The sequence below is a fragment of the Pseudomonas sp. MSSRFD41 genome (genome assembly GCF_014230245.1).
Classification (GTDB): Bacteria; Pseudomonadota; Gammaproteobacteria; order Pseudomonadales; family Pseudomonadaceae; genus Aquipseudomonas; species Aquipseudomonas piscis.
The window spans coordinates 24,121-42,340 of sequence record NZ_JACKZK010000013.1 but is presented as its reverse complement, the minus strand read 5'-3'; the positions used below and the strand labels follow the sequence as shown (position 1 = coordinate 42,340).

General features: G+C 64.3%; 20 protein-coding genes. 9 read left to right on the top strand and 11 right to left on the bottom strand.

Annotation, left to right across the window (positions count from 1 at the left end; genetic code table 11):
* Nucleotides 1-2: 2 nt before the first annotated feature.
* The 6 genes from H7A76_RS19510 to ffh all read right to left on the bottom strand — a co-directional run bounded on the left by H7A76_RS19510 (nt 3) and on the right by ffh (nt 4,079).
* Nucleotides 3-416, bottom strand: coding sequence for an acyl-CoA thioesterase (locus H7A76_RS19510; protein ID WP_022642499.1), 414 nt, complete (start codon nt 414-416; stop codon nt 3-5).
* A 91-nt stretch (nt 417-507) separates the two neighbouring features.
* Entirely contained in the window at nt 508-858 is a 351-nt protein-coding gene (gene rplS / locus H7A76_RS19505; RefSeq protein ID WP_053134351.1) for a 50S ribosomal protein L19, read from the bottom strand.
* 45 nt (nt 859-903) lie between these two features.
* A complete protein-coding gene (gene trmD, locus H7A76_RS19500) occupies nt 904-1,656 on the bottom strand; it encodes a tRNA (guanosine(37)-N1)-methyltransferase TrmD (protein ID WP_185700007.1) in 753 nt (250 codons plus the stop codon).
* 2 nt (nt 1,657-1,658) lie between these two features.
* Entirely contained in the window at nt 1,659-2,195 is a 537-nt protein-coding gene (gene rimM / locus H7A76_RS19495) for a ribosome maturation factor RimM (RefSeq protein WP_185700006.1), read from the bottom strand.
* A gap of 5 nt (nt 2,196-2,200) precedes the next feature.
* Nucleotides 2,201-2,452: a 30S ribosomal protein S16 gene (gene rpsP / locus H7A76_RS19490; RefSeq protein WP_003198088.1), complete on the bottom strand. Its 252-nt coding sequence runs from the start codon at nt 2,450-2,452 to the stop codon at nt 2,201-2,203.
* A gap of 250 nt (nt 2,453-2,702) precedes the next feature.
* Complete coding sequence (ffh, locus tag H7A76_RS19485) at nt 2,703-4,079, bottom strand: signal recognition particle protein (protein WP_185700005.1); 1,377 nt, start codon at nt 4,077-4,079, stop codon at nt 2,703-2,705.
* 208 nt (nt 4,080-4,287) lie between these two features.
* Between ffh and H7A76_RS19480 the strand changes: the two genes are divergently transcribed.
* From H7A76_RS19480 to H7A76_RS19470, 3 genes are all read left to right on the top strand, one after another.
* Nucleotides 4,288-5,100, top strand: a complete 813-nt coding sequence (locus tag H7A76_RS19480; RefSeq protein WP_409299463.1) for an inner membrane protein YpjD — start codon at nt 4,288-4,290, stop codon at nt 5,098-5,100.
* 9 nt (nt 5,101-5,109) lie between these two features.
* Nucleotides 5,110-6,339, top strand: a complete 1,230-nt coding sequence (locus tag H7A76_RS19475) for an HlyC/CorC family transporter (RefSeq protein WP_185700003.1) — start codon at nt 5,110-5,112, stop codon at nt 6,337-6,339.
* Nucleotides 6,340-6,626: 287 nt separating this feature from the next.
* Nucleotides 6,627-7,943, top strand: coding sequence for an MFS transporter (locus H7A76_RS19470; protein ID WP_185700002.1), 1,317 nt, complete (start codon nt 6,627-6,629; stop codon nt 7,941-7,943).
* A gap of 94 nt (nt 7,944-8,037) precedes the next feature.
* Here H7A76_RS19470 and purT read toward each other — a convergent pair whose 3' ends face one another.
* From purT to H7A76_RS19445, 5 genes are all read right to left on the bottom strand, one after another.
* Nucleotides 8,038-9,219 carry a formate-dependent phosphoribosylglycinamide formyltransferase gene (purT, locus tag H7A76_RS19465; RefSeq protein WP_185700001.1) on the bottom strand — a complete coding sequence of 394 codons (1,182 nt, stop codon included), beginning with the start codon at nt 9,217-9,219 and terminating at the stop codon, nt 8,038-8,040.
* A 94-nt stretch (nt 9,220-9,313) separates the two neighbouring features.
* Complete coding sequence (locus H7A76_RS19460; protein WP_022642489.1) at nt 9,314-9,781, bottom strand: preQ0 transporter; 468 nt, start codon at nt 9,779-9,781, stop codon at nt 9,314-9,316.
* A 96-nt stretch (nt 9,782-9,877) separates the two neighbouring features.
* Nucleotides 9,878-10,093, bottom strand: a complete 216-nt coding sequence (locus H7A76_RS19455) for a DUF1289 domain-containing protein (RefSeq protein ID WP_185700000.1) — start codon at nt 10,091-10,093, stop codon at nt 9,878-9,880.
* On the bottom strand, nt 10,090-10,614 hold the full coding sequence (locus tag H7A76_RS19450; protein ID WP_031320949.1) for a gamma carbonic anhydrase family protein: 525 nt from the start codon (nt 10,612-10,614) through the stop codon (nt 10,090-10,092). The genes H7A76_RS19455 and H7A76_RS19450 overlap by 4 nt, the downstream gene beginning before the upstream one ends.
* Nucleotides 10,615-10,669: 55 nt before the next feature.
* Entirely contained in the window at nt 10,670-11,269 is a 600-nt protein-coding gene (locus H7A76_RS19445) for a CoA pyrophosphatase (RefSeq protein ID WP_185699999.1), read from the bottom strand.
* A gap of 149 nt (nt 11,270-11,418) precedes the next feature.
* Between H7A76_RS19445 and H7A76_RS19440 the strand changes: the two genes are divergently transcribed.
* From H7A76_RS19440 to ptsP, 6 genes are all read left to right on the top strand, one after another.
* Nucleotides 11,419-11,970, top strand: coding sequence for an NUDIX hydrolase (locus H7A76_RS19440; protein WP_185699998.1), 552 nt, complete (start codon nt 11,419-11,421; stop codon nt 11,968-11,970).
* Between the two features lie 48 nt (nt 11,971-12,018).
* Nucleotides 12,019-12,522, top strand: a complete 504-nt coding sequence (locus H7A76_RS19435; RefSeq protein ID WP_185699997.1) for a murein L,D-transpeptidase family protein — start codon at nt 12,019-12,021, stop codon at nt 12,520-12,522.
* Between the two features lie 271 nt (nt 12,523-12,793).
* Nucleotides 12,794-13,525 carry a GntR family transcriptional regulator gene (locus tag H7A76_RS19430; protein ID WP_022642483.1) on the top strand — a complete coding sequence of 244 codons (732 nt, stop codon included), beginning with the start codon at nt 12,794-12,796 and terminating at the stop codon, nt 13,523-13,525.
* A 29-nt stretch (nt 13,526-13,554) separates the two neighbouring features.
* Nucleotides 13,555-14,661 carry an N-acetylglucosamine-6-phosphate deacetylase gene (nagA, locus tag H7A76_RS19425; RefSeq protein WP_185699996.1) on the top strand — a complete coding sequence of 369 codons (1,107 nt, stop codon included), beginning with the start codon at nt 13,555-13,557 and terminating at the stop codon, nt 14,659-14,661.
* Entirely contained in the window at nt 14,642-15,664 is a 1,023-nt protein-coding gene (locus H7A76_RS19420) for an SIS domain-containing protein (protein WP_185699995.1), read from the top strand. The genes nagA and H7A76_RS19420 overlap by 20 nt, the downstream gene beginning before the upstream one ends.
* A 26-nt stretch (nt 15,665-15,690) precedes the next feature.
* A complete protein-coding gene (gene ptsP / locus H7A76_RS19415) occupies nt 15,691-18,216 on the top strand; it encodes a phosphoenolpyruvate--protein phosphotransferase (protein WP_185699994.1) in 2,526 nt (841 codons plus the stop codon).
* The last annotated feature ends 4 nt before the right edge of the window (nt 18,217-18,220 follow it).

The following is an 18,220-nucleotide window of genomic DNA, read 5'->3' as shown; positions in this document are numbered from 1 at the left end:
CGTCAGGCCGCGAACCCGGGCAATACCGGAACCGGGCGCTTGTCGTCATCGATGGCGACAAAGCTGAACAGGCCATGGATGGCCTTTTCGCGACCGTCGCAACTCATGCTCTCGACGAAGACCTCCACTTCGACCTTGAGGCTGGTATTGCCCACCTTCACCACCCGCCCGACCAGTTCGACGATCGACCCGGCAGCGATCGGGTGATTGAAGTCGATACGGTCGGTGGACACCGTCACCAGCGGCAGCCGGCAAAAACGCGTGGCCGCGATGAACGAGACTTCATCCATCCAGGCCAGGGCGGTGCCGCCGAACAGGGTGTTGTGATGGTTGGTGGTGGAAGGGAATACAGCCTTGGTCACGCGGGTTACCGAAAGCTCGGTACGGCGCTGGATTTCTTGCTCGCGAGGGGACATGGATCTACTGCCTGGAACACTGATAAGGAATAAATGACGGGCAACAAAAAAGCAGCCCGTAGGCTGCTTTTTTCTGCATCGGAAGCTGGACTCAGGCCAGTTTTTCCTTGATGCGAGCTGCTTTACCCGACAGGTCGCGCAGGTAGTACAGCTTGGCTTTACGCACGTCACCGCGACGCTTGACAGCCATGCTGTCGATCTGCGGGCTGTAGGTCTGGAAAGTACGCTCTACGCCAACGCCGTTGGAGATTTTACGTACGGTGAACGCGCTGTTCACACCGCGGTTGCGCTTGGCGATAACTACGCCTTCGAACGCCTGCAGACGGGAACGATCGCCTTCCTTCACTTTCACCTGAACGACTACGGTGTCGCCCGGGGCAAAGGCTGGGATCTCTTTGCTCATCTGCTCTGCTTCGAGTGCAAGGATGATTTTGTTGGTCATGCTGTGCTCCTAAGGTAAATCGTCGGATCTACCATCGATACGTTGTTAACTATCGTCCCGCTCGCGGAGATATTCCTCGAGCAGCTTCTTCTCTTCTCCAGAAAGTGAGCGACTTTCCAGAAGATCGACGCGTCGTTCGTAGGTCCTACCAAGGGACTGCTGCAAACGCCAACGCCGGATATGTGCATGATTGCCACTTAGCAACACGTCGGGAACACGCTGATCCGCATACACCTCAGGTCGGGTGTAGTGCGGGCAATCCAGCAGACCATCCGTGAAGGAGTCTTCCTCCGCGGAGTCCACATGCCCCAAAGCTCCGGGCAGCAGCCGTGTAACCGCATCGATCAGGACCATCGCCGGCAGCTCGCCACCGGACAGTACATAGTCGCCAATCGACCACTCTTCATCTACATGAGCGTCGATGAAACGCTCGTCGATGCCTTCATAACGACCAGCAATCAGGATCAATGCATCCTCATTGGCCAACTCGCGTACCGCCGACTGCTTCAGTTGACGGCCCTGGGGCGACAGGTAGATCACCTTCGCACCCTCCCCGGCTGCATTTCTGGCCTGAACCAGCGCATCTTCCAGGGGCTTGATCTTCATCACCATGCCCGGACCACCGCCAAACGGGCGATCGTCCACAGTGTGATGTCGATCCGTGGTGTAGTCTCGCGGATTCCAACAAGTGAGTTGCAACAACCCCTGTTTCACCGCGCGGCTGGTTATGCCGTACTCGCTGATGGCGGAAAACATCTCGGGAAACAGAGTGATCACTTCTACGCGCAAGTTAGCCACGCTTAGAAATCCGCGTCCCAATCCACCTTCATCTCGCCCGCGACCAGGTCGATGGCCAACACGCATTGCTCGGTATAGGGCAACAAGCGTTCGCGATCATCCAGGCTGCCAGCGCAAGGCTTGACCACCATTACATCGTTCGAGCCAGTCTCCAGCAGGTGATCGATCTGCCCGAGCAGTTGCCCGAGGGTGTCGATGACCTTGAGACCTTGCAGCTGGTACCAGTAGTACTCGCCGTCGGTCAGTTCAGGGAACAGGTTGCGCTGCACGCAGATCTCGTAACCGGCCAGAAGACGAGCTTCCTCACGATCATCAAGACCATTGAGCTTGGCGACCAGGAACTTGTCGTTCCCGCGTCCACTGACCAGCTCTACCTGTTTCACGCTGCCTTCGCGCTTGAGCGTCCAGGCTTTGTACTTCAACAGGTTTTTAATCGGATCCGTAAAGGAAAAGACCTTCACTTCGCCGCGAACGCCATGAACAGAATAAATTTTGCCGACGACGATCAAATCATCAGCAGGGGCTGGCGTCGCGTTCATAGGGTTCAGGCTGCGGCCTTGGCCGATTCCTTCAGCAGCTGAGCAACGCGCTCAGATGGCTGTGCACCCACGCTCAACCAGTAGGCTACGCGCTCTTGGTTCACGGACAGGCGAACTTCTTGACCACGGGCAACCGGGTTGAAGAAGCCAACTTGTTCTTTGTGCGAACCGTCACGTGGGTTACGGCTATCGGTTACGGTCAGGTGGTAAAACGGGCGCTTTTTGGAGCCGCCAAGGGCAAGACGGATTGTTAGCATGTGAACATCGTTCCTGTAGTCGGTGCTGCAAATCTAAATGCACAGCGGGCATGGGTGCCCGAAAGGCCGCATATTCTAAGGAATATCCGGACTTTTGCAAATGACTTTTTCCGGCGCCCGTCGGCTGCCATCCAGATTCGCCATGGAGCCGCCTTATGCGGCAGCGGGGAGGACAGGCCCCGATCGGAGACCCGTCCCGACTTCCACGTCCCCGTGGAAAAAGCGCCGGCATGGTTGCCGGCGCGGATTCTCAGATCTTCGGCATGCCGCCGCCGGGCAGCATGCCGCCCATGCCGCGCATCATCTTGGCCATCCCACCCTTGGCGGAGAACTTCTTCATCATTTTCTGCATCTGCTTGTGCTGCTTGATCAAGCGACCGATGTCCTGCACCTGGGTGCCGGAACCCATGGCGATCCGGCGCTTGCGCGAGCCGCTGATCATCTCGGGATCGCGACGCTCGGCCGGGGTCATGGAGTTGATGATGGCTTCCATCTGCTTGAACTGCTTTTCCGCAGCGTTCTGGGCGTTGCCCATCTGGGACAGGTTGACCCCACCGATGTTCGGCAACTTGTCCATCAGGCCGCCCAGGCCGCCCATGTTCTTCATCTGTTGCAGCTGGTCGCGGAAGTCCTCAAGGTCGAAGCCCTTGCCCTTCTTCAGCTTCTTGGCCAGCTTGTCGGCCTTTTCCTTGTCGAGGGTCTGCTCGGCCTGCTCGATCAGGCTGAGCACGTCGCCCATGCCCAGGATCCGCGAAGCGATACGCTCGGGATGGAAAGGGTCCAGGGCCTCGGTCTTCTCGCCCATGCCGATGAACTTGATCGGCTTGCCGGTAATGGCCCGCACCGACAGCGCGGCACCGCCACGGGCATCACCGTCGACCTTGGTCAGGATCACGCCGGTCAGCGGCAGCGCATCGCCGAAGGCCTTGGCGGTATTGGCCGCGTCCTGGCCGGTCATGGCGTCGACCACGAACAGGGTCTCCACCGGCTTGATTGCGGCGTGCAGCGCCTGGATCTCGTCCATCATCTCGCTGTCGACGTGCAGGCGACCAGCGGTGTCGACGATCACCACGTCGATGAACTTGAGTTTGGCTTCCTTTATAGCCGCTTCGGCGATGGCCACCGGCTTCTGGCTCAGGTCCGACGGGAAGAAGGTCACGCCGATATCGTTGGCCAGGGTTTCCAGCTGCTTGATCGCCGCAGGACGGTAGACGTCCGCCGACACCACCATCACGCTCTTTTTCTTGCGCTCCTTAAGGAAGCGCGCCAGCTTGCCGGCAGTGGTGGTCTTGCCCGCGCCCTGCAGGCCGGCCATCAGCACCACCGCCGGTGGCACCGCGCTGAGGTTCAGGTCTTCGTTGGCCGCGCCCATCAGGCTTTCCAGCTCGGCCTGGACGATCTTCACGAAGGCCTGGCCCGGAGTCAGGCTGCGCGACACCTCGGTGCCGACCGCACGTTCCTTCACCGAGTTGACGAAATCCTTGACCACCGGCAGGGCGACGTCGGCCTCGAGCAACGCCATGCGCACTTCGCGCAGGGTGTCTTTGATGTTGTCCTCGGTCAGCTTGGCCTTGCCGGTGACATGGCGCAGCGTCTGCGAGAGACGTTCGGTTAGGTTTTCAAACATGCTCGATCCTTTCAGGCCCAGGGTAGACCGGGGTAATGGCGGCCCAGAGCATGACAAACAAGTGCTCGATGAGCCCGCGGCGTGGGCAGGCGGCGGATTATAGCGAAGACTGTGCGTGGCGCACACCTCGCCGTCTGCTTGCCTGGTCTTTCAGGGCTGTGGGTTCTATGCCAAACTCAGCGACTTTCGGGCTTGCCTAACAGGACTTATGCTCCCCTTGTCACCCAGTTTGCTCCCCACCCTCGCCGCCGCCATTCTTTACGCCGCTGCGACCCTCTACCAAGGTTCCCGCCTGGCCAAAGGCGCCAAGGCGAACAAGCGCCTGCTGGTTACGCTCGGCATCCTGGCCCTGCTGGCCCACGGCGCCAGCCTGATGACCCACCTGCTGACCCCGGTCGGCCTGGGCCTGGACTTCTTCAGTGCCGCCAGCCTGATCGCCGCGGCGGTCATCGGCCTGACCCTGCTGGCCTGCTGGCGCATCCCCGTGGAAAACCTGCTGGTCCTGTTGTTTCCCCTGGGCGCCCTGACCACGCTGCTGGCCCAGTTCGCCCCGACCGGCACCGTACCGGTGATCGACGAAGAACCGGGGATCCTGGCCCACATCCTGCTGTCGATCCTGGCCTACGGCATGTTCACCATCGCGGTGTTCCAGGCCTTGTTGCTACTGGTCCAGGACCATCAACTGAAGAACAAGCACCCTTCCGGGCTGATCAGGAACTTCCCGCCCCTGCAGACCATGGAAAGCCTGCTGTTCGGCTTTCTCTGGGCCGGCTGGACCCTGCTTTCGCTGTCGCTGATCTCCGGCTGGCTGTTCGTCGAGAACCTGTTCGCCCAGCATTTGGCGCACAAGACCCTGCTGGCCTGCCTGGCCTGGGTGGTGTTCAGCGTGCTGTTGTGGGGCCGCAATCGTCTGGGCTGGCGTGGGCACAAGGCGATCCGCTGGACCCTGGCGGGGTTCTGCCTGCTGATGCTGGCGTATTTCGGCAGCAAGCTGGTCCGCGAATACATCCTGCACATCTGACCACCGGCCATGACCGACTCCCTGCCCACCGGCCCGATGCTCGCGGTAATCGCCCTGCTGATCGTCTGGTCGGGACTGTTCACCGCCATCGATGCCGCCCAATTGCACCTGCTGGCCCTGCGCAGCAGCTCGCGCTCAGGTGACAAAGCCGCAGCCCGACTGGCCTTTCCCAAGGAAAGCCTGATCCTTTGCAACACCCTGTGCCGGGTACTGGCAGTCATCATCAGCACCGTGCTGGCCCTGTTTTACTGGGCAGAGAACGGTCCGTGGCTGGCCTGCCTGGCCAGCACCTGCGGCCTGCTGGTATTGGCCGAATATCTGCCGCGAGCCGTGGCCACGCGCTACCCGCAGGGCACCTTGAGCTTCGGCAACGGCCTGCTGGCGGTCCCCATGAAGCTCGTCTACCCCCTGGCCTGGCTACTCGACGCCATCGGCCAACTGCTGCTGCGCCCCTTCGCCAGCAAGGCCAGCGCGGTCAAGCACAGCGATGACGACCCCGCCTTGCTGGACGACGAGCCAGTTCCTCAGGAACAGCACGCACTGCCTGGCATCCACGCCCTGGACAACATCACCGTCAACGACATCCTGGTGCCCCGCAGCGAAGTCGACGGCATCAACCTGGACGAGCCGATCGAGCAGATCATCGCCCAGCTACGCCTGAACCGACGTACCCGCCTGCCGGTGTTCCACAGCGATATCAACCAGGTCGAGGCGGTGCTCAATACCCGCCAGATCCGCCACTTGCTGCCCGACGCCAGCCTGACCAAGGAAGCGCTGCTAGCGGCCTGCCACGAACCCTATTTCGTTCCCGAAAGCACCCCACTGCAATTGCAGTTGCTCAATTTCCACAAGCAGCAACGACGCCTGGGCATGGTGGTGGACGAGTACGGCGAGGTGCAGGGCATCGTCACCCTGGAAGACATCCTGGAAGAAATCGTCGGCGAATTCGAAAGCGAGCACAGCCTCGACAACCCGCACATCCACCCCCAGGCCGACGGTCGCTACGTGGTGGAAGGCGCGGCCTCGATCCGCGAACTGAACAAGAGCCTGGGCTGGCACCTGCCCAGCGACGGCCCCAAGACCCTCAACGGCCTGGTCACCGAAGCCCTGGAAACCATCCCCGACAGCGCCGTGTGCTTGAAGATCGGCCGCTACCGCCTGGAAATCCTCGAGACCGAGGAAAACCGTGTCAGCCGGGTACTGATCTGGCACACCAGTAGCGTTCCCTCCATCCGCTGAACACTGCACCAAACGCCATCGAGCCCGCCTTCAGGTCAGGCCTATCCAGCCGGAAACACCCGCGACAACTCCTTGTTGGATCGTTAGCAGCCTTTCTATAATCCCCTGGCTTACCCAAGCCCCCGCAGCCTCGCGTGCTACCCGCACTCCGCGAGATCCTGCCCGCAACCACCGCGTCCGTTCGACGTCGCTCCCATCCCGAGCCACGCCCGCACCAAGCCCACATCCCTGGGTGCTCGACCATAATAATTCGCTCCACTGGAGCAATGACTGTCAGGGATAACCGTATGACGACCAGCACGACCTACAGCACCGGCGCCACCGACCACCCCGGTAACTCCGCCAGCCGGGTGGCCACGGCCAGCTTCATCGGCACCGCCATCGAGTTCTACGATTTCTATGTCTACGCCACCGCCGCCGCCCTGGTGATCGGCCCGGTGTTCTTTCCCCAGAGCTCCGGCACGGCCCAGATGCTCTCGGCATTCCTGACCTTCGGCATCGCGTTCCTGGCCCGCCCCCTGGGCTCGGCGCTGTTCGGCCACTTCGGCGACCGGATCGGGCGCAAGTCGACCCTGGTGGCCTCGCTGCTGCTGATGGGCATCTGCACCACCCTGATCGGCGTGCTGCCAGGCTACGACAGCATCGGCGCCTGGGCCCCGATCCTGCTGTGCCTGCTGCGCTTCGGTCAGGGCCTGGGCCTGGGTGGCGAATGGGGCGGCGCGGCACTGCTGGCCACCGAGAACGCTCCGCCAGGCAAGCGCGCCTGGTTCGGCATGTTCCCGCAACTGGGGCCCTCCATCGGTTTTCTCGCCGCCAACGGCCTGTTTCTCGGCCTGGCCATGGGCCTGGACGACCAGCAGTTCCGGGCCTGGGGCTGGCGCATTCCGTTCCTGCTCAGCGCGGCGCTGGTCATGGTCGGGCTCTATGTACGCCTGAAGCTGCATGAAACCCCGATCTTCGCCAACGCCGTGGCCCGCCACGAACGGGTGAAGCTGCCGCTGATCGAGCTCTTCAGCCAATACTGGCTGCCGGTGCTGCTGGGCGCCGCCGCCATGGTGGTGTGCTACGCGCTGTTCTACATCTCCACGGTATTTTCCCTGAGCTACGGCGTATCGACCCTGGGCTACAGCCGGGAGACCTTCCTTGGCCTGCTGTGCTTCGCCGTGCTGTTCATGGCTGCCGCCACGCCCCTGGCGGCCTGGGCCAGCGATCGCTTCGGGCGCAAGCCTGTGCTGGTCGTCGGCGGCATCCTGGCGATTCTCTCGGACTTCACCATGGAACCGCTACTGACCCAGGGCTCCACCGCCGGGGTGGCATTGTTCCTGTGCATCGAGCTGTTCTTGATGGGGGTGACCTTCGCACCCATGGGCGCCCTGCTGCCGGAACTGTTTCCCACCCACGTGCGCTACACCGGCGCTTCGGCGGCTTACAACCTGGGAGGAATCGTCGGCGCCTCGGCGGCCCCGTTCTTCGCCCAGAAACTGGTGGCGATGGGCGGCTTGAGCTGGGTCGGTGGATATGTCTCGGGGGCGGCGATCCTGAGCCTGATCGCGGTGTTGTGCCTGAAGGAAACGCGTAACAACGACCTGAATCGGGTCGCCTGACAGGACGTCATCGCGGGCAAGCCTCGCTCCTACACAGGTTGCACCGACCTGTAGGAGCGAGCGGGCGGCGATCCGACTTGCCCGCGATGTTCTTTTACAGTTCCACAACGACTGCCTGGGAGGCGCGGGTCGCCTTGGCGCGGGCGGCCTCGATGGACTCATCACGGGCCAGAGCCACGCCCATGCGCCGCTGGCCGTTGACTTCCGGCTTGCCGAACAGGCGCAGCGCGGTATCCGGCTCGCTCAAGGCCGCCCCCAGGTTGGCGAAGGCGGTCTGGGTGGACTTGCCCTCCACCAGGATCACCGCCGAGGCCGAAGGACCGAACTGGCGAACCAACGGGATCGGCAGGCCGAGGATCGCCCGCGCATGCAGGGCGAACTGCGACAGGTCCTGGGAGATCAGGGTCACCAGGCCAGTGTCGTGGGGCCGTGGCGAGACTTCGCTGAACCACACCTGGTCGCCCTTGATGAACAGTTCCACACCGAACAAGCCACGCCCGCCCAGGGCCTCGGTCACCGCCTTGGCGACCCGCTCGGACTCGGCCAGGGCCTTCGGGCTCATGGCCTGGGGCTGCCAGGATTCCTGGTAGTCGCCCTTCTCCTGGCGATGGCCCACGGGCGCGCAGAAAGTGGTGCCGCCGGCATGGCGCACGGTCAGCAGGGTGATTTCGTAGTCGAAGTCGATGAAACCCTCGATGATCACCCGCCCCTTGCCTGTCCGGCCGCCTTCCTGGGCATAGTCCCAGGCCTTCTGCACGTCGTCGGCGCTGCGCAGCAGGCTCTGGCCCTTGCCCGAGGAGCTCATCACCGGCTTGACCACACAGGGGAAGCCCAGGTCCTGCACGGCCTTGCTGTAGTCCTCGAAGGTATCGGCGAAGTGGTATGGCGAGGTCGGCAGGTCCAGCTCTTCGGCGGCCAGGCGCCGGATACCTTCGCGGTTCATGGTCAGCTGGGTGGCCCGGGCGGTCGGGATCACGGTGAAGCCTTCGGCTTCCAGCTCCACCAGGGTCGCCGTGGCGATGGCCTCGATTTCCGGCACGATGAAGTGCGGTTTTTCCGCCTCGATCACGGCGCGCAGGTCTGCGCCGTCGAGCATGTTGATCACGTGGCTGCGATGGGCCACCTGCATCGCCGGAGCGTTGGCATAGCGGTCCACGGCGATCACTTCGACGCCCAGGCGTTGCAGCTCGATCACCACCTCCTTGCCCAACTCACCACAGCCACAAAGCAAGACGCGGGTCGCGGTTGGCGACAGTGGAGTTCCGATACGAGTCATCTGAAGGTCCTCAAGGAAGCGGATCATCGAAGGCCGAGCGCCAGGCTGGCGACCCGGGAAAGCGCGGCATTTTACATGAACCATGGCCTTTGGCTCAGCCGGCGCACGCCGCTTTGCGCAAACGCCAAGCCATGGCCAGCCACACCACCGTGACCCCGGCGAACTTCGAACCCAGGGCAGTGAGTATCACCCCTGGAGTCAGCGCGTCGATCATGCCGAAGAAAATGAAGGTATCCAGGGGGATGCTCAGCGCCGAGCTGATCCACAGCCGATCGTGCAGCGGACGCTTGGTAATGCTGAACACCAGCCAATCGATGCTCTCCGAGACCGCGAAGGCAGTGGCACTGGCCAGGGCGATAGCCGGGTCGGAGGTCAGGTAGGACAACGCCAGGGCCGCCAGCATGGCGACGATGGCGCCATGGCCGAAGCGAGTCTGCACCATGTCGCGCAGGACGAACAGCAACCCGCCCCAGGCCGACCAGATGATGTCCAGGTGCGGAGCGACGGAAAAGGCGTAGTTGGTCAGCACGACACTGCTGATATAGGCGATCAGGAAGAACATGGAGGCGAAGAGTACCTGTCGGGAAGACGTACAGATTACGCCGTGGGAATCGGGCCAGGAAAGTCCTCGATTCCCCGACAAGACAGCAGCAACGAATCAGCTGCCGCCCGCCGAACCCGTCAGCCACAGCAGCCCACTGTCCCTGGCCCGCTCATGGCACAGGATCAATACCGCGCGCCGCTCGGCATTGTCCATGCGTCCCCAACGGGTGATCTCGTCCACCGTGCGCTGGCAACCGGTGCAGATATCCCGTTCGTCCAGGGCGCAGATGCTCACGCAAGGCGAGGCCACGGGTTTCTCCGCAAGGCTCATGGCTCCTGCTCGGCCAGGTCCCGGGCATAGCGCTGGGCGTTGTGCACATAATGGGCGGCACTGGCCTCGAGCATCTTCTTCTGCGGCTCGGTGAGCTCACGCACCACTTTGCCCGGCGAGCCCATGACCAGCGAACCATCGGGAATCTCCTTGCCTTCGCCGATCAGCGAGTTGGCGCCGATGATGCAGTTCTTGCCGATCTTCGCGCCGTTGAGGATCACCGCGTTGATGCCGATCAGGCTGTAGTCGCCCACGGTGCAGCCATGCAGCATGGCGTTGTGGCCAATGGTCACCCCGGTGCCGATGGTCAGTGGATACCCCATGTCGGTATGCATCACGGTGCCGTCCTGGACGTTACTGTGCCTGCCGATCAGGATCAGTTCGTTGTCGCCGCGCAGCACGGCGTTGAACCACACGCTGGCGCCCTCCTCCAGCTTGACCTTGCCCACCAGCGTGGCATTCGGGGCGACCCAGCTCTGTGGATGGGTTTCGACTCGGGCATCGCCCAGGCGGTATTTCATCTTGTTGTCCTCATGGCTCAGGCAGCCGTGGGTGAGTGCCATACGTGCGATGGCTTCAGAGGGTGACGGAATTCTTCGGTGGGTGGCGCAGGCTGATCCCGGCGTCATACAACAGGTTGACCAGCTCGACGATCATGATCGCGGTCAGGCCCCAGATCTTGAACTCGCCGAAACGATAGCTGGGAACGTACCAGCTGCGCCCCTGGTAATCGATGCGGTGGGTATGCTCCCTGGGGTCCTGGCGAAAGAACTCCAGGGGGACGTTGAACACCGCGGCGATCTCGGCGTCGTTGGCGCGATACTCGACGAAGTCGGGAATCACCCCGACGTAGGGCGTGACCTTCAGTCCATGCTTGGAGATCAACGGGCTCAGGGGACCAATGACTTCCACCAGCCCAGGCGGCAGGCCGATCTCTTCCTCTGCTTCGCGCAGGGCGGTGAACACCAGGTCCGGGTCCTCCGGATCGCGTCGCCCGCCGGGAAACGCCACCTCGCCGCCATGGGTCGAAAGCCCGCTGGCGCGCAGGGTCAGCACCAGCTCCGGCTCATCGCTGCGGGTGATGGGCACCAGCACGGCGGCCTCGGGAAAACGTCGATCAGTCTCCAATGTACGCGGCGTGTAGTGGCTTACCCGATGAAGTAGCTCGTCCAGCATGGGGTATCTCGATCTGTTGGCTACCGTGCATCATGCACCAATCCCGGCAGCCGCCCAACCCCCGTTCCCCGGGCATGTCGCTCAAGGATAACTTGCCGACAACGGGCCGCCCGCGCCAAGATAGCCGCAGCCTTTTCCGGACAGCCCCCATGAAATTTTGCAGCCAGTGCGGCAACCCGGTGACCCAGCGCATTCCCGAAGGCGACTCGCGCCTGCGCTTTGTCTGCGATCACTGCCAGACCATCCACTACCAGAACCCCAACATCGTCGCCGGCTGCCTGGCCACCTGGGAAGGCAAGGTCATGTTATGCCGCCGGGCCATCGAGCCACGCCTGGGCTACTGGACCCTGCCGGCCGGTTTCATGGAGAACGGCGAGACCGTGGAACAGGGGGCGATCCGCGAAACCTTCGAAGAAGCCTGCGCCCGTGTGCGCGACTTGAGCTTCTATACCCTGATCGACGTCCCGCATATCAGCCAGGTGCATGTGTTCTTTCGCGCAGAGCTGGCCGACCTGGATTTTGCCGCCGGCCCCGAGAGCCTTGAAGTGCGCTTGTTCGATGAAACCGACATCCCTTGGTCCGAGCTGGCTTTCCGCACCGTCGGCCGTACCTTAGAATGCTTCTTCGCTGACCGGCGGGCAGGTGCTTTCCAAGTACGCACCGAGTCCATCCCGCCACTCGCTCAGTCTGCCATCAGTTAAACAATGATCGTGCACGGGACCCCGTGCGCGCCTGGGGATATCGTGTTAATGCGCTGGTTGCTTGCCCTGCTGTGCTGTTCCTTTGTCGCTGTTTCCCAGGCCTCCACGGTGGAAACCCTCGACGGCAAGGTCATCGAGAAAGTCCTGGTACTCAAGTCCGCCCATCAACTGCAGTTGATCAATGACGGCAAACCGCTGAAGACCTATCGCATCTCCCTGGGCAAGAAACCCAAGGGGCCCAAGCTCATGGAAGGCGACAAGCGCACGCCCGAGGGCCTGTACTGGCTCGACTGGCGCAAGACCAGCGACCGTTACTACCTGGCCATGCACATCTCCTATCCGAACATCAGCGACGCCGCCCGCTCCCGGCGCGAAGGCGTTGACCCCGGCGGCATGATCATGATCCACGGCACCCCGGACACCGAGGAATTCCCCGAGCAGTACTTCCATACCCTGGACTGGACCGACGGCTGCATCGCCATGCGCAACGTCGACATGCGTGAGGTCTGGGGCCTGGTCAAGGACGGCACCATGATCGAGATCCGCCCTTAATCCCCCCCTCCTGCAAAAAATATTTTCCCCGCCCCGCAAAACCCGCCTGCCCATACCACTTCGCGATCCGCCACGGGTCGCCCCCAGGCTTCTGGCCCTCGCTGCCAGACCTGCCTAATACCACTTCAATCCTTTATCCTCGCCAGCAGCCCGATAGCGCCCATGCTGGCGCGCCTACTGCGGACCAGTGGCGTTGACATGGTATTTAAGTGGTATTAGTTTTTCGGCACTACCGGGCGACAACAACCTATAACCGCATCGGAAACCGACCATGAACCACCTCCTCAACCTGCGCCCGGACGACACCCAGCCCACCCCGCTGTACCTGCAACTGGCCCGCAACCTGGAAGCGGCGATCCATGCCGGCCAGTGGAAAGCCGAGCAGGCGCTGCCCTCCGAGCGCAACCTCAGCGAGCTGCTGGGCATTTCCCGGGTGACCGCGCGCAAGGCCCTGGAAGTGCTTTTCGAGCAGGGCCTGATCCGCCGCAACCAAGGCTCCGGGACCTTCATCACGCCACGCCTGGAACAACCGCTGTCGCGGCTCTCCGGCTTCAGCGAGATGCTGCGCCTCAAGGGCTTCGTGCCCGGCTCCCAATGGCTGGAACGTACCCTCACCCCGCCCACCCACGAAGAACTGATCCGCCTCGGCCTGTCGCCCAACGACAAGGTGGCGCGCCTCAAGCGCCTGCGCAAAGCCGACGATGTGGTGATGGCGATCGAGATGAGCACCCTGCCGGCGCGCATCATCGCCCGCCCCGAAGCGGTGGGCGACTCGCTGTACGAGTACCTCGACGGTATCGGCCGACCCGTGGTGCGGGCGCTGCAGCACATCCAGGCGATCAACGCCTCGGACGAGTTCGCCGCCCTGGTGGGCATCGCCCCCGGCACCGCCATGCTGCTGATGACCCGGGTCGGCTACCTGGAAGACAACACGCCGATCGAAGTCACCGACACCTACTGCCGCAACGACTACTACGACTTCGTCGCTGAATTGCGACGCTGAGCCCGATTTCAGGAGGCCGAGAAACGCCCATGTCCGAAGCCAACATACTCACGCCCCAGGGCTGGATCCGCGGCCACCTGGTCCATCGCCAAGGCCAGGTGACCGCCATCGATGGCAGCCCCTGCGACCCGGCCGACAACGACCTGCCCTACCTGCTGCCCGGCTTCATCGACCTGCATGTACACGGTGGCGGCGGCAAGGACATCATGCAGGGCAGCGCGGCCTTCGAGACCATCGCCCGCACCCACCTGCGCTTCGGCACCACCTCGCTGCTGGCCACCACCATGACCGCGCCCAGCGCGGAAATCCGCCAGGTACTGGGGCAACTGGGCCATTACGCCCGGCAGCGCCCCGCCGGCTCCGCCCGGGTCCTGGGCGTGCACCTGGAAGGCCCCTATATCAACCCCGGCAAGCTCGGCGCCCAGCCCAACTTCGCCCATACCGCGTTACTGGAGGAAATCGAGCAATACCTGGAACTGGCGCCGATCCGGGTGATCACCATCGCCCCGGAGATCGCCGGCCACAACGCACTGATCCGGGCCTTGAGCGAACGCGGGATCCGCATGCAGATCGGCCATACCCTGGGCAGCTATGAAGAGGGCGTGGCCGCCATGGCCGCCGGCGCCACCAGCTTCACCCACCTGTACAACGCCATGAGCCCGCTGCATCACCGTGAGCCGGGCATCGTCGGCGCGGCCCTGGCCCATGCCCAGTACGCCGAGCTGATCCCCGACCTCTTGCACGTGCACCCCGGGGCGATGCGCGTGGCCCTGCGCTCTATCCCGTGCCTGTACTGCGTCACCGACTCCACCGCCGCCGCCGGCATGCCCGACGGCGAGTACAAGCTGGGCAGCCACACCGTGACCAAGTGCCTGGGCGGCGTGCGCCTGCCGGACGGCACCCTGGCCGGCAGTACCCTGACCATGGACCAGGCCCTGCGCAACCTGGTGAAGATCGGCCTGCCCCTGGCCGAAGCCTCGCAGCGCCTGTCGCAGTTTCCCGCCGACTACCTCGGCCTCCCCGAACGCGGCCGCCTGCAACCTGGCAGCTGGGCCGACAGCGTGCGCCTGGACCGCGCACTCAACCTGACCGCCGTCACGGTCGAAGGAGAAGAGCTTGACTTCCAAGATGCTTGAAGAGGCGCTGTCCTCGCACACCGCCGTGAGCAACCAGTTGCAGCACCTGGAGCCGGCGCTGATGGAGGTGGCCGGTCGCCTGCGACGCCAACCGCCGCAAGTGGCAATGACAGTGGCCCGGGGCAGCTCCGACCATGCCGCCAGCTACTTCGCCTACCTGACCATGCAGCATGTGGGCATCCCGGTGGCTTCCCTGCCGATGTCGGTGGTGACCATGCAACAAGCGCCACTAAAGGTCAGCGGCCAGGCGGTCTTCGCCTTTTCGCAGTCGGGCCAGAGCCCGGACCTGGTGAACAGCGTGCGCCTGCTGCGCAAGCGCGGCGCCCTCACTGTCGGCCTGGTCAACGCCCCGAACAGCCCGCTGGAAGCGGCCAGTGAGTTTTCCCTGCCGCTGTACGCCGGGCCCGAGCAGAGCGTGGCCGCCACCAAGAGCTTCATCGCTACCCTCAGCGCCAGCGCGCGGCTGATCGGCCACTGGAACGAGGACGCGCACCTGCTCGAAGCCGGCCTGGCCCTGTCCGAGGGGCTCGAGCAAGCCGCCACCGAGGATTGGAGCCCGGCCATCGAAGCCCTGCGCAATTGCCAGCGCTTGATGGTGATCGGCCGTGGCGCGGGCTTCGCCATCGCCCAGGAAGCCGCGCTCAAGCTCAAGGAAACCTCGGCGATCCAGGCCGAAGCCTTCAGCAGCGCCGAGGTGCGCCATGGCCCGATGGCCCTGATCGAGCACGACTACCCCCTGTTGGTATTCGCTCCACGGGGCGCAGAACAGGGCGGCCTGCTGAGCCTGGCAGCCGACATGCGCCAGCGTGGCGCCAAGGTACTGCTGGCCGCCCCCGACGATATCCAGGAGCGGGACCTGCCCTTGTGCCTGGCCGAACACCCGGCGCTGGACCCGGTCCTGGCGATCCAGAGCTTCTACGTCATGGCCGCCGGCCTGGCCGAGGCCCGCCGCATGGACCCCGACCAGCCACGGCACCTGAGCAAAGTGACCCGTACGCACTAAGCCCCCTGATGGATGAGTACCGCGCCATGCACAACAACAATAACGACCTGACGCTCGGTGCCCCGCTAAGCGGGCCCGTCTTGCCGCTACGCAAGGTTCCCGACCCGGTGTTCGCCACCGGCGCCATGGGCGACGGGATCGCCATCGATCCGCTCAACGACACCCTGCACGCCCCCTGCGCCGGCCAGGTGATCCAGGTCGCACGCACCGGCCACGCCGTGACCCTGCGCGCCGACAACGGCGCCGAAGTGCTGCTGCACCTGGGCCTGGATACCGTCGAGCTCAAGGGTAAAGGCTTCGAGCTGCTGGTCCGGGAAGGCCAGCGCGTCAGCGCCGGCCAGCCTCTGCTGCGCTTCGACCTGGACTATGTCGCGCAGCATTGCCGGAGCCTGATCAGCCTGCTGATCCTGACCAATAGCGAGGATTTCGAGCAGCGTCCGCTGAGCCTGGGCGCCGTGAAGATCGGCGAACCACTGTTGCATATCACTCGACGCAGCCAGGCCCCAGCATCCTCATCCGCCGTCCCGGGCTCGGCGGAACAGGCCAGCGCCCGGGTCCGGGTAGCCCATCGCGGCGGCCTGCATGCGCGCCCCGCGGCCCTGGTCCGCCAATGCGCCGCCGGCTTCGCCAGCCAAGCGCGCTTGAGTTTCAAGGACAAGAGCGCCCCCTGCACCAGCCTGGTGGCCCTGATGGGCCTGGGTATCGGCGAACAGGATGAAGTGCTGGTCAGTTGCCAGGGCGCCGATTGCCAGGCCGCCTTGCAAGCACTGCTCAAGACCCTGGGCACGGCGCTGGAGAGCGACGCCCACCCGGCGCCCGCCGTGGTCGCGCCCAGCATCCGGCGCCCCGCCGAAGACGGCGTATTGCATGGGGTCTGTGCCGCGCCAGGGCTGATCGCCGGCCCACTGCTGCGGCTTGAGGCCATGCAATTGCCGGAGGACCTTGGCCAGCACCAGCCCAATGAACAGCGCCAGGCCTTGGAGAAAGCCCTGGACCAGGTCCGCGCCGACATCCACCAGACCCTGGACCAGGCCCGCCAGCGCCGCAACCAGGAAGAACAGGACATTTTCAACGCCCACCTGGCCCTGCTGGAAGACCCGACCCTGCTGGACGCCGCCCACGCCGCCATCGGCCAGGGCCGGGCCGCCACCCATGCCTGGAGCGCGGCGATCGCCGAGCAGTGCCAGGTATTGCAACACCTGGACAATCCCTTGCTGGCTGAGCGCGCCAACGACCTGCGCGACCTGCAACAGCGGGTGCTGCGGGCCTTGCTGGGTGAAACCTGGCACTACGACCTGCCGCCCGGGGCCCTGGTCGCCGCCGAAGAGCTGACCCCCTCGGACCTGCTGCAATTGAGCGCCCAGGGCGTGGCTGGCCTGTGCATGGCCGCCGGCGGCGCGACCTCCCACGTGGCGATCCTGGCCCGGGGCAAGGGCTTGCCGTGCCTGGTGGCCCTGGGCCAGGAAGTCCTGCACCTGGACAGTGGTCGCCAGGTGGTGCTGGATGCCGACGGCGGGCGCCTGGAGCTGGCACCCGATCCACAACGCCTGCAGCAGGTACAAGCGGCCTATGGGGCTCGCTTGCAGCGCCGCGCCTTGCAGCAACAACAGGCCACGGAGCCGGCCCTGACCCGGGACGGCCTGCTGATCGAGGTGGCGGCCAACGTGGCCTCCAGCGACGAGGCCCGGGACGCCCACCTGGGCGGTGCCGACGGCATCGGCCTGCTGCGCACCGAGTTCCTGTTCGTCGACCGCCAGCACGCACCGGACCAGGCGGAACAGCGCCAGGCCTATCAGGACGTGCTGGATGCCATGGGCGACAAACCGGTGATCATCCGCACCATCGATGTCGGCGGCGACAAGCAACTGGACTACCTGCCGCTGCCGGCCGAGGCCAACCCGGTGCTGGGCCTGCGCGGCATCCGCCTGGCCCAGGCCCGCCCCGAACTGCTGGACCAGCAACTGCGCGCCCTGCTCCAGGTGGCGCCGCTGGAGCGTTGCCGGATCATGCTGCCGATGGTCACCGAGGTGGCCGAACTGCTGTATATCCGCCAGCGCCTGGATGTCCTGGCCAGCGAACTGGGGGTCGCCCAGCGTCCTGAACTGGGGGTGATGATCGAAGTCCCGGCGGCGGCCTTGATGGCCGAGCAACTGGCCGAGCATGCCGATTTCCTGTCCATCGGCACCAATGACCTGTCCCAGTACACCCTGGCCATGGACCGCGACCATGCCGGGCTGGCCGCCCGGGTCGACGCCCTGCATCCGGCGCTGCTGCGGCTGATCGCCCAGACCTGCGCCGGCGCCAGGCGCCATGGCCGCTGGGTCGGGGTTTGCGGCGCCCTGGCCTCCGACCCGCTGGCCACCCCGGTGCTGATCGGCCTGGGCGTTGGCGAACTGTCGGTCAGCCCGCCCCAGGTCGGCGAACTCAAGGACCGGGTCCGCCAGCTGGATGCCGGCCAATGCCGTCATCTGAGCCAGACCCTGCTCGACCTGCCCGGCGCCGCCGCAGTCCGCCAGGCCTGCGCCGAGCATTGGCCTCTACAACAACCATAAGAAT

Excerpts from the sequence above, each read along its gene's own strand:
- rimM (WP_185700006.1), bottom strand. The coding sequence starts at position 2,195 with ATGAACGCGACGCCAGCCCCTGCTGATGATTTGATCGTCGTCGGCAAA.
- H7A76_RS19440 (WP_185699998.1), top strand. The coding sequence starts at position 11,419 with ATGAAATTTTGCAGCCAGTGCGGCAACCCGGTGACCCAGCGCATTCCC.
- H7A76_RS19455 (WP_185700000.1), bottom strand. The coding sequence starts at position 10,093 with ATGAGCCTTGCGGAGAAACCCGTGGCCTCGCCTTGCGTGAGCATCTGC.
- ffh (WP_185700005.1), bottom strand. The coding sequence starts at position 4,079 with ATGTTTGAAAACCTAACCGAACGTCTCTCGCAGACGCTGCGCCATGTC.
- nagA (WP_185699996.1), top strand. The coding sequence starts at position 13,555 with ATGTCCGAAGCCAACATACTCACGCCCCAGGGCTGGATCCGCGGCCAC.
- H7A76_RS19510 (WP_022642499.1), bottom strand. The coding sequence starts at position 416 with ATGTCCCCTCGCGAGCAAGAAATCCAGCGCCGTACCGAGCTTTCGGTA.
- rplS (WP_053134351.1), bottom strand. The coding sequence starts at position 858 with ATGACCAACAAAATCATCCTTGCACTCGAAGCAGAGCAGATGAGCAAA.
- H7A76_RS19470 (WP_185700002.1), top strand. The coding sequence starts at position 6,627 with ATGACGACCAGCACGACCTACAGCACCGGCGCCACCGACCACCCCGGT.
- ptsP (WP_185699994.1), top strand. The coding sequence starts at position 15,691 with ATGCACAACAACAATAACGACCTGACGCTCGGTGCCCCGCTAAGCGGG.
- H7A76_RS19480 (WP_409299463.1), top strand. The coding sequence starts at position 4,288 with ATGCTCCCCTTGTCACCCAGTTTGCTCCCCACCCTCGCCGCCGCCATT.
- H7A76_RS19475 (WP_185700003.1), top strand. The coding sequence starts at position 5,110 with ATGACCGACTCCCTGCCCACCGGCCCGATGCTCGCGGTAATCGCCCTG.
- H7A76_RS19460 (WP_022642489.1), bottom strand. The coding sequence starts at position 9,781 with ATGTTCTTCCTGATCGCCTATATCAGCAGTGTCGTGCTGACCAACTAC.
- H7A76_RS19435 (WP_185699997.1), top strand. The coding sequence starts at position 12,019 with ATGCGCTGGTTGCTTGCCCTGCTGTGCTGTTCCTTTGTCGCTGTTTCC.
- rpsP (WP_003198088.1), bottom strand. The coding sequence starts at position 2,452 with ATGCTAACAATCCGTCTTGCCCTTGGCGGCTCCAAAAAGCGCCCGTTT.
- H7A76_RS19430 (WP_022642483.1), top strand. The coding sequence starts at position 12,794 with ATGAACCACCTCCTCAACCTGCGCCCGGACGACACCCAGCCCACCCCG.
- H7A76_RS19450 (WP_031320949.1), bottom strand. The coding sequence starts at position 10,614 with ATGAAATACCGCCTGGGCGATGCCCGAGTCGAAACCCATCCACAGAGC.
- purT (WP_185700001.1), bottom strand. The coding sequence starts at position 9,219 with ATGACTCGTATCGGAACTCCACTGTCGCCAACCGCGACCCGCGTCTTG.
- H7A76_RS19445 (WP_185699999.1), bottom strand. The coding sequence starts at position 11,269 with ATGCTGGACGAGCTACTTCATCGGGTAAGCCACTACACGCCGCGTACA.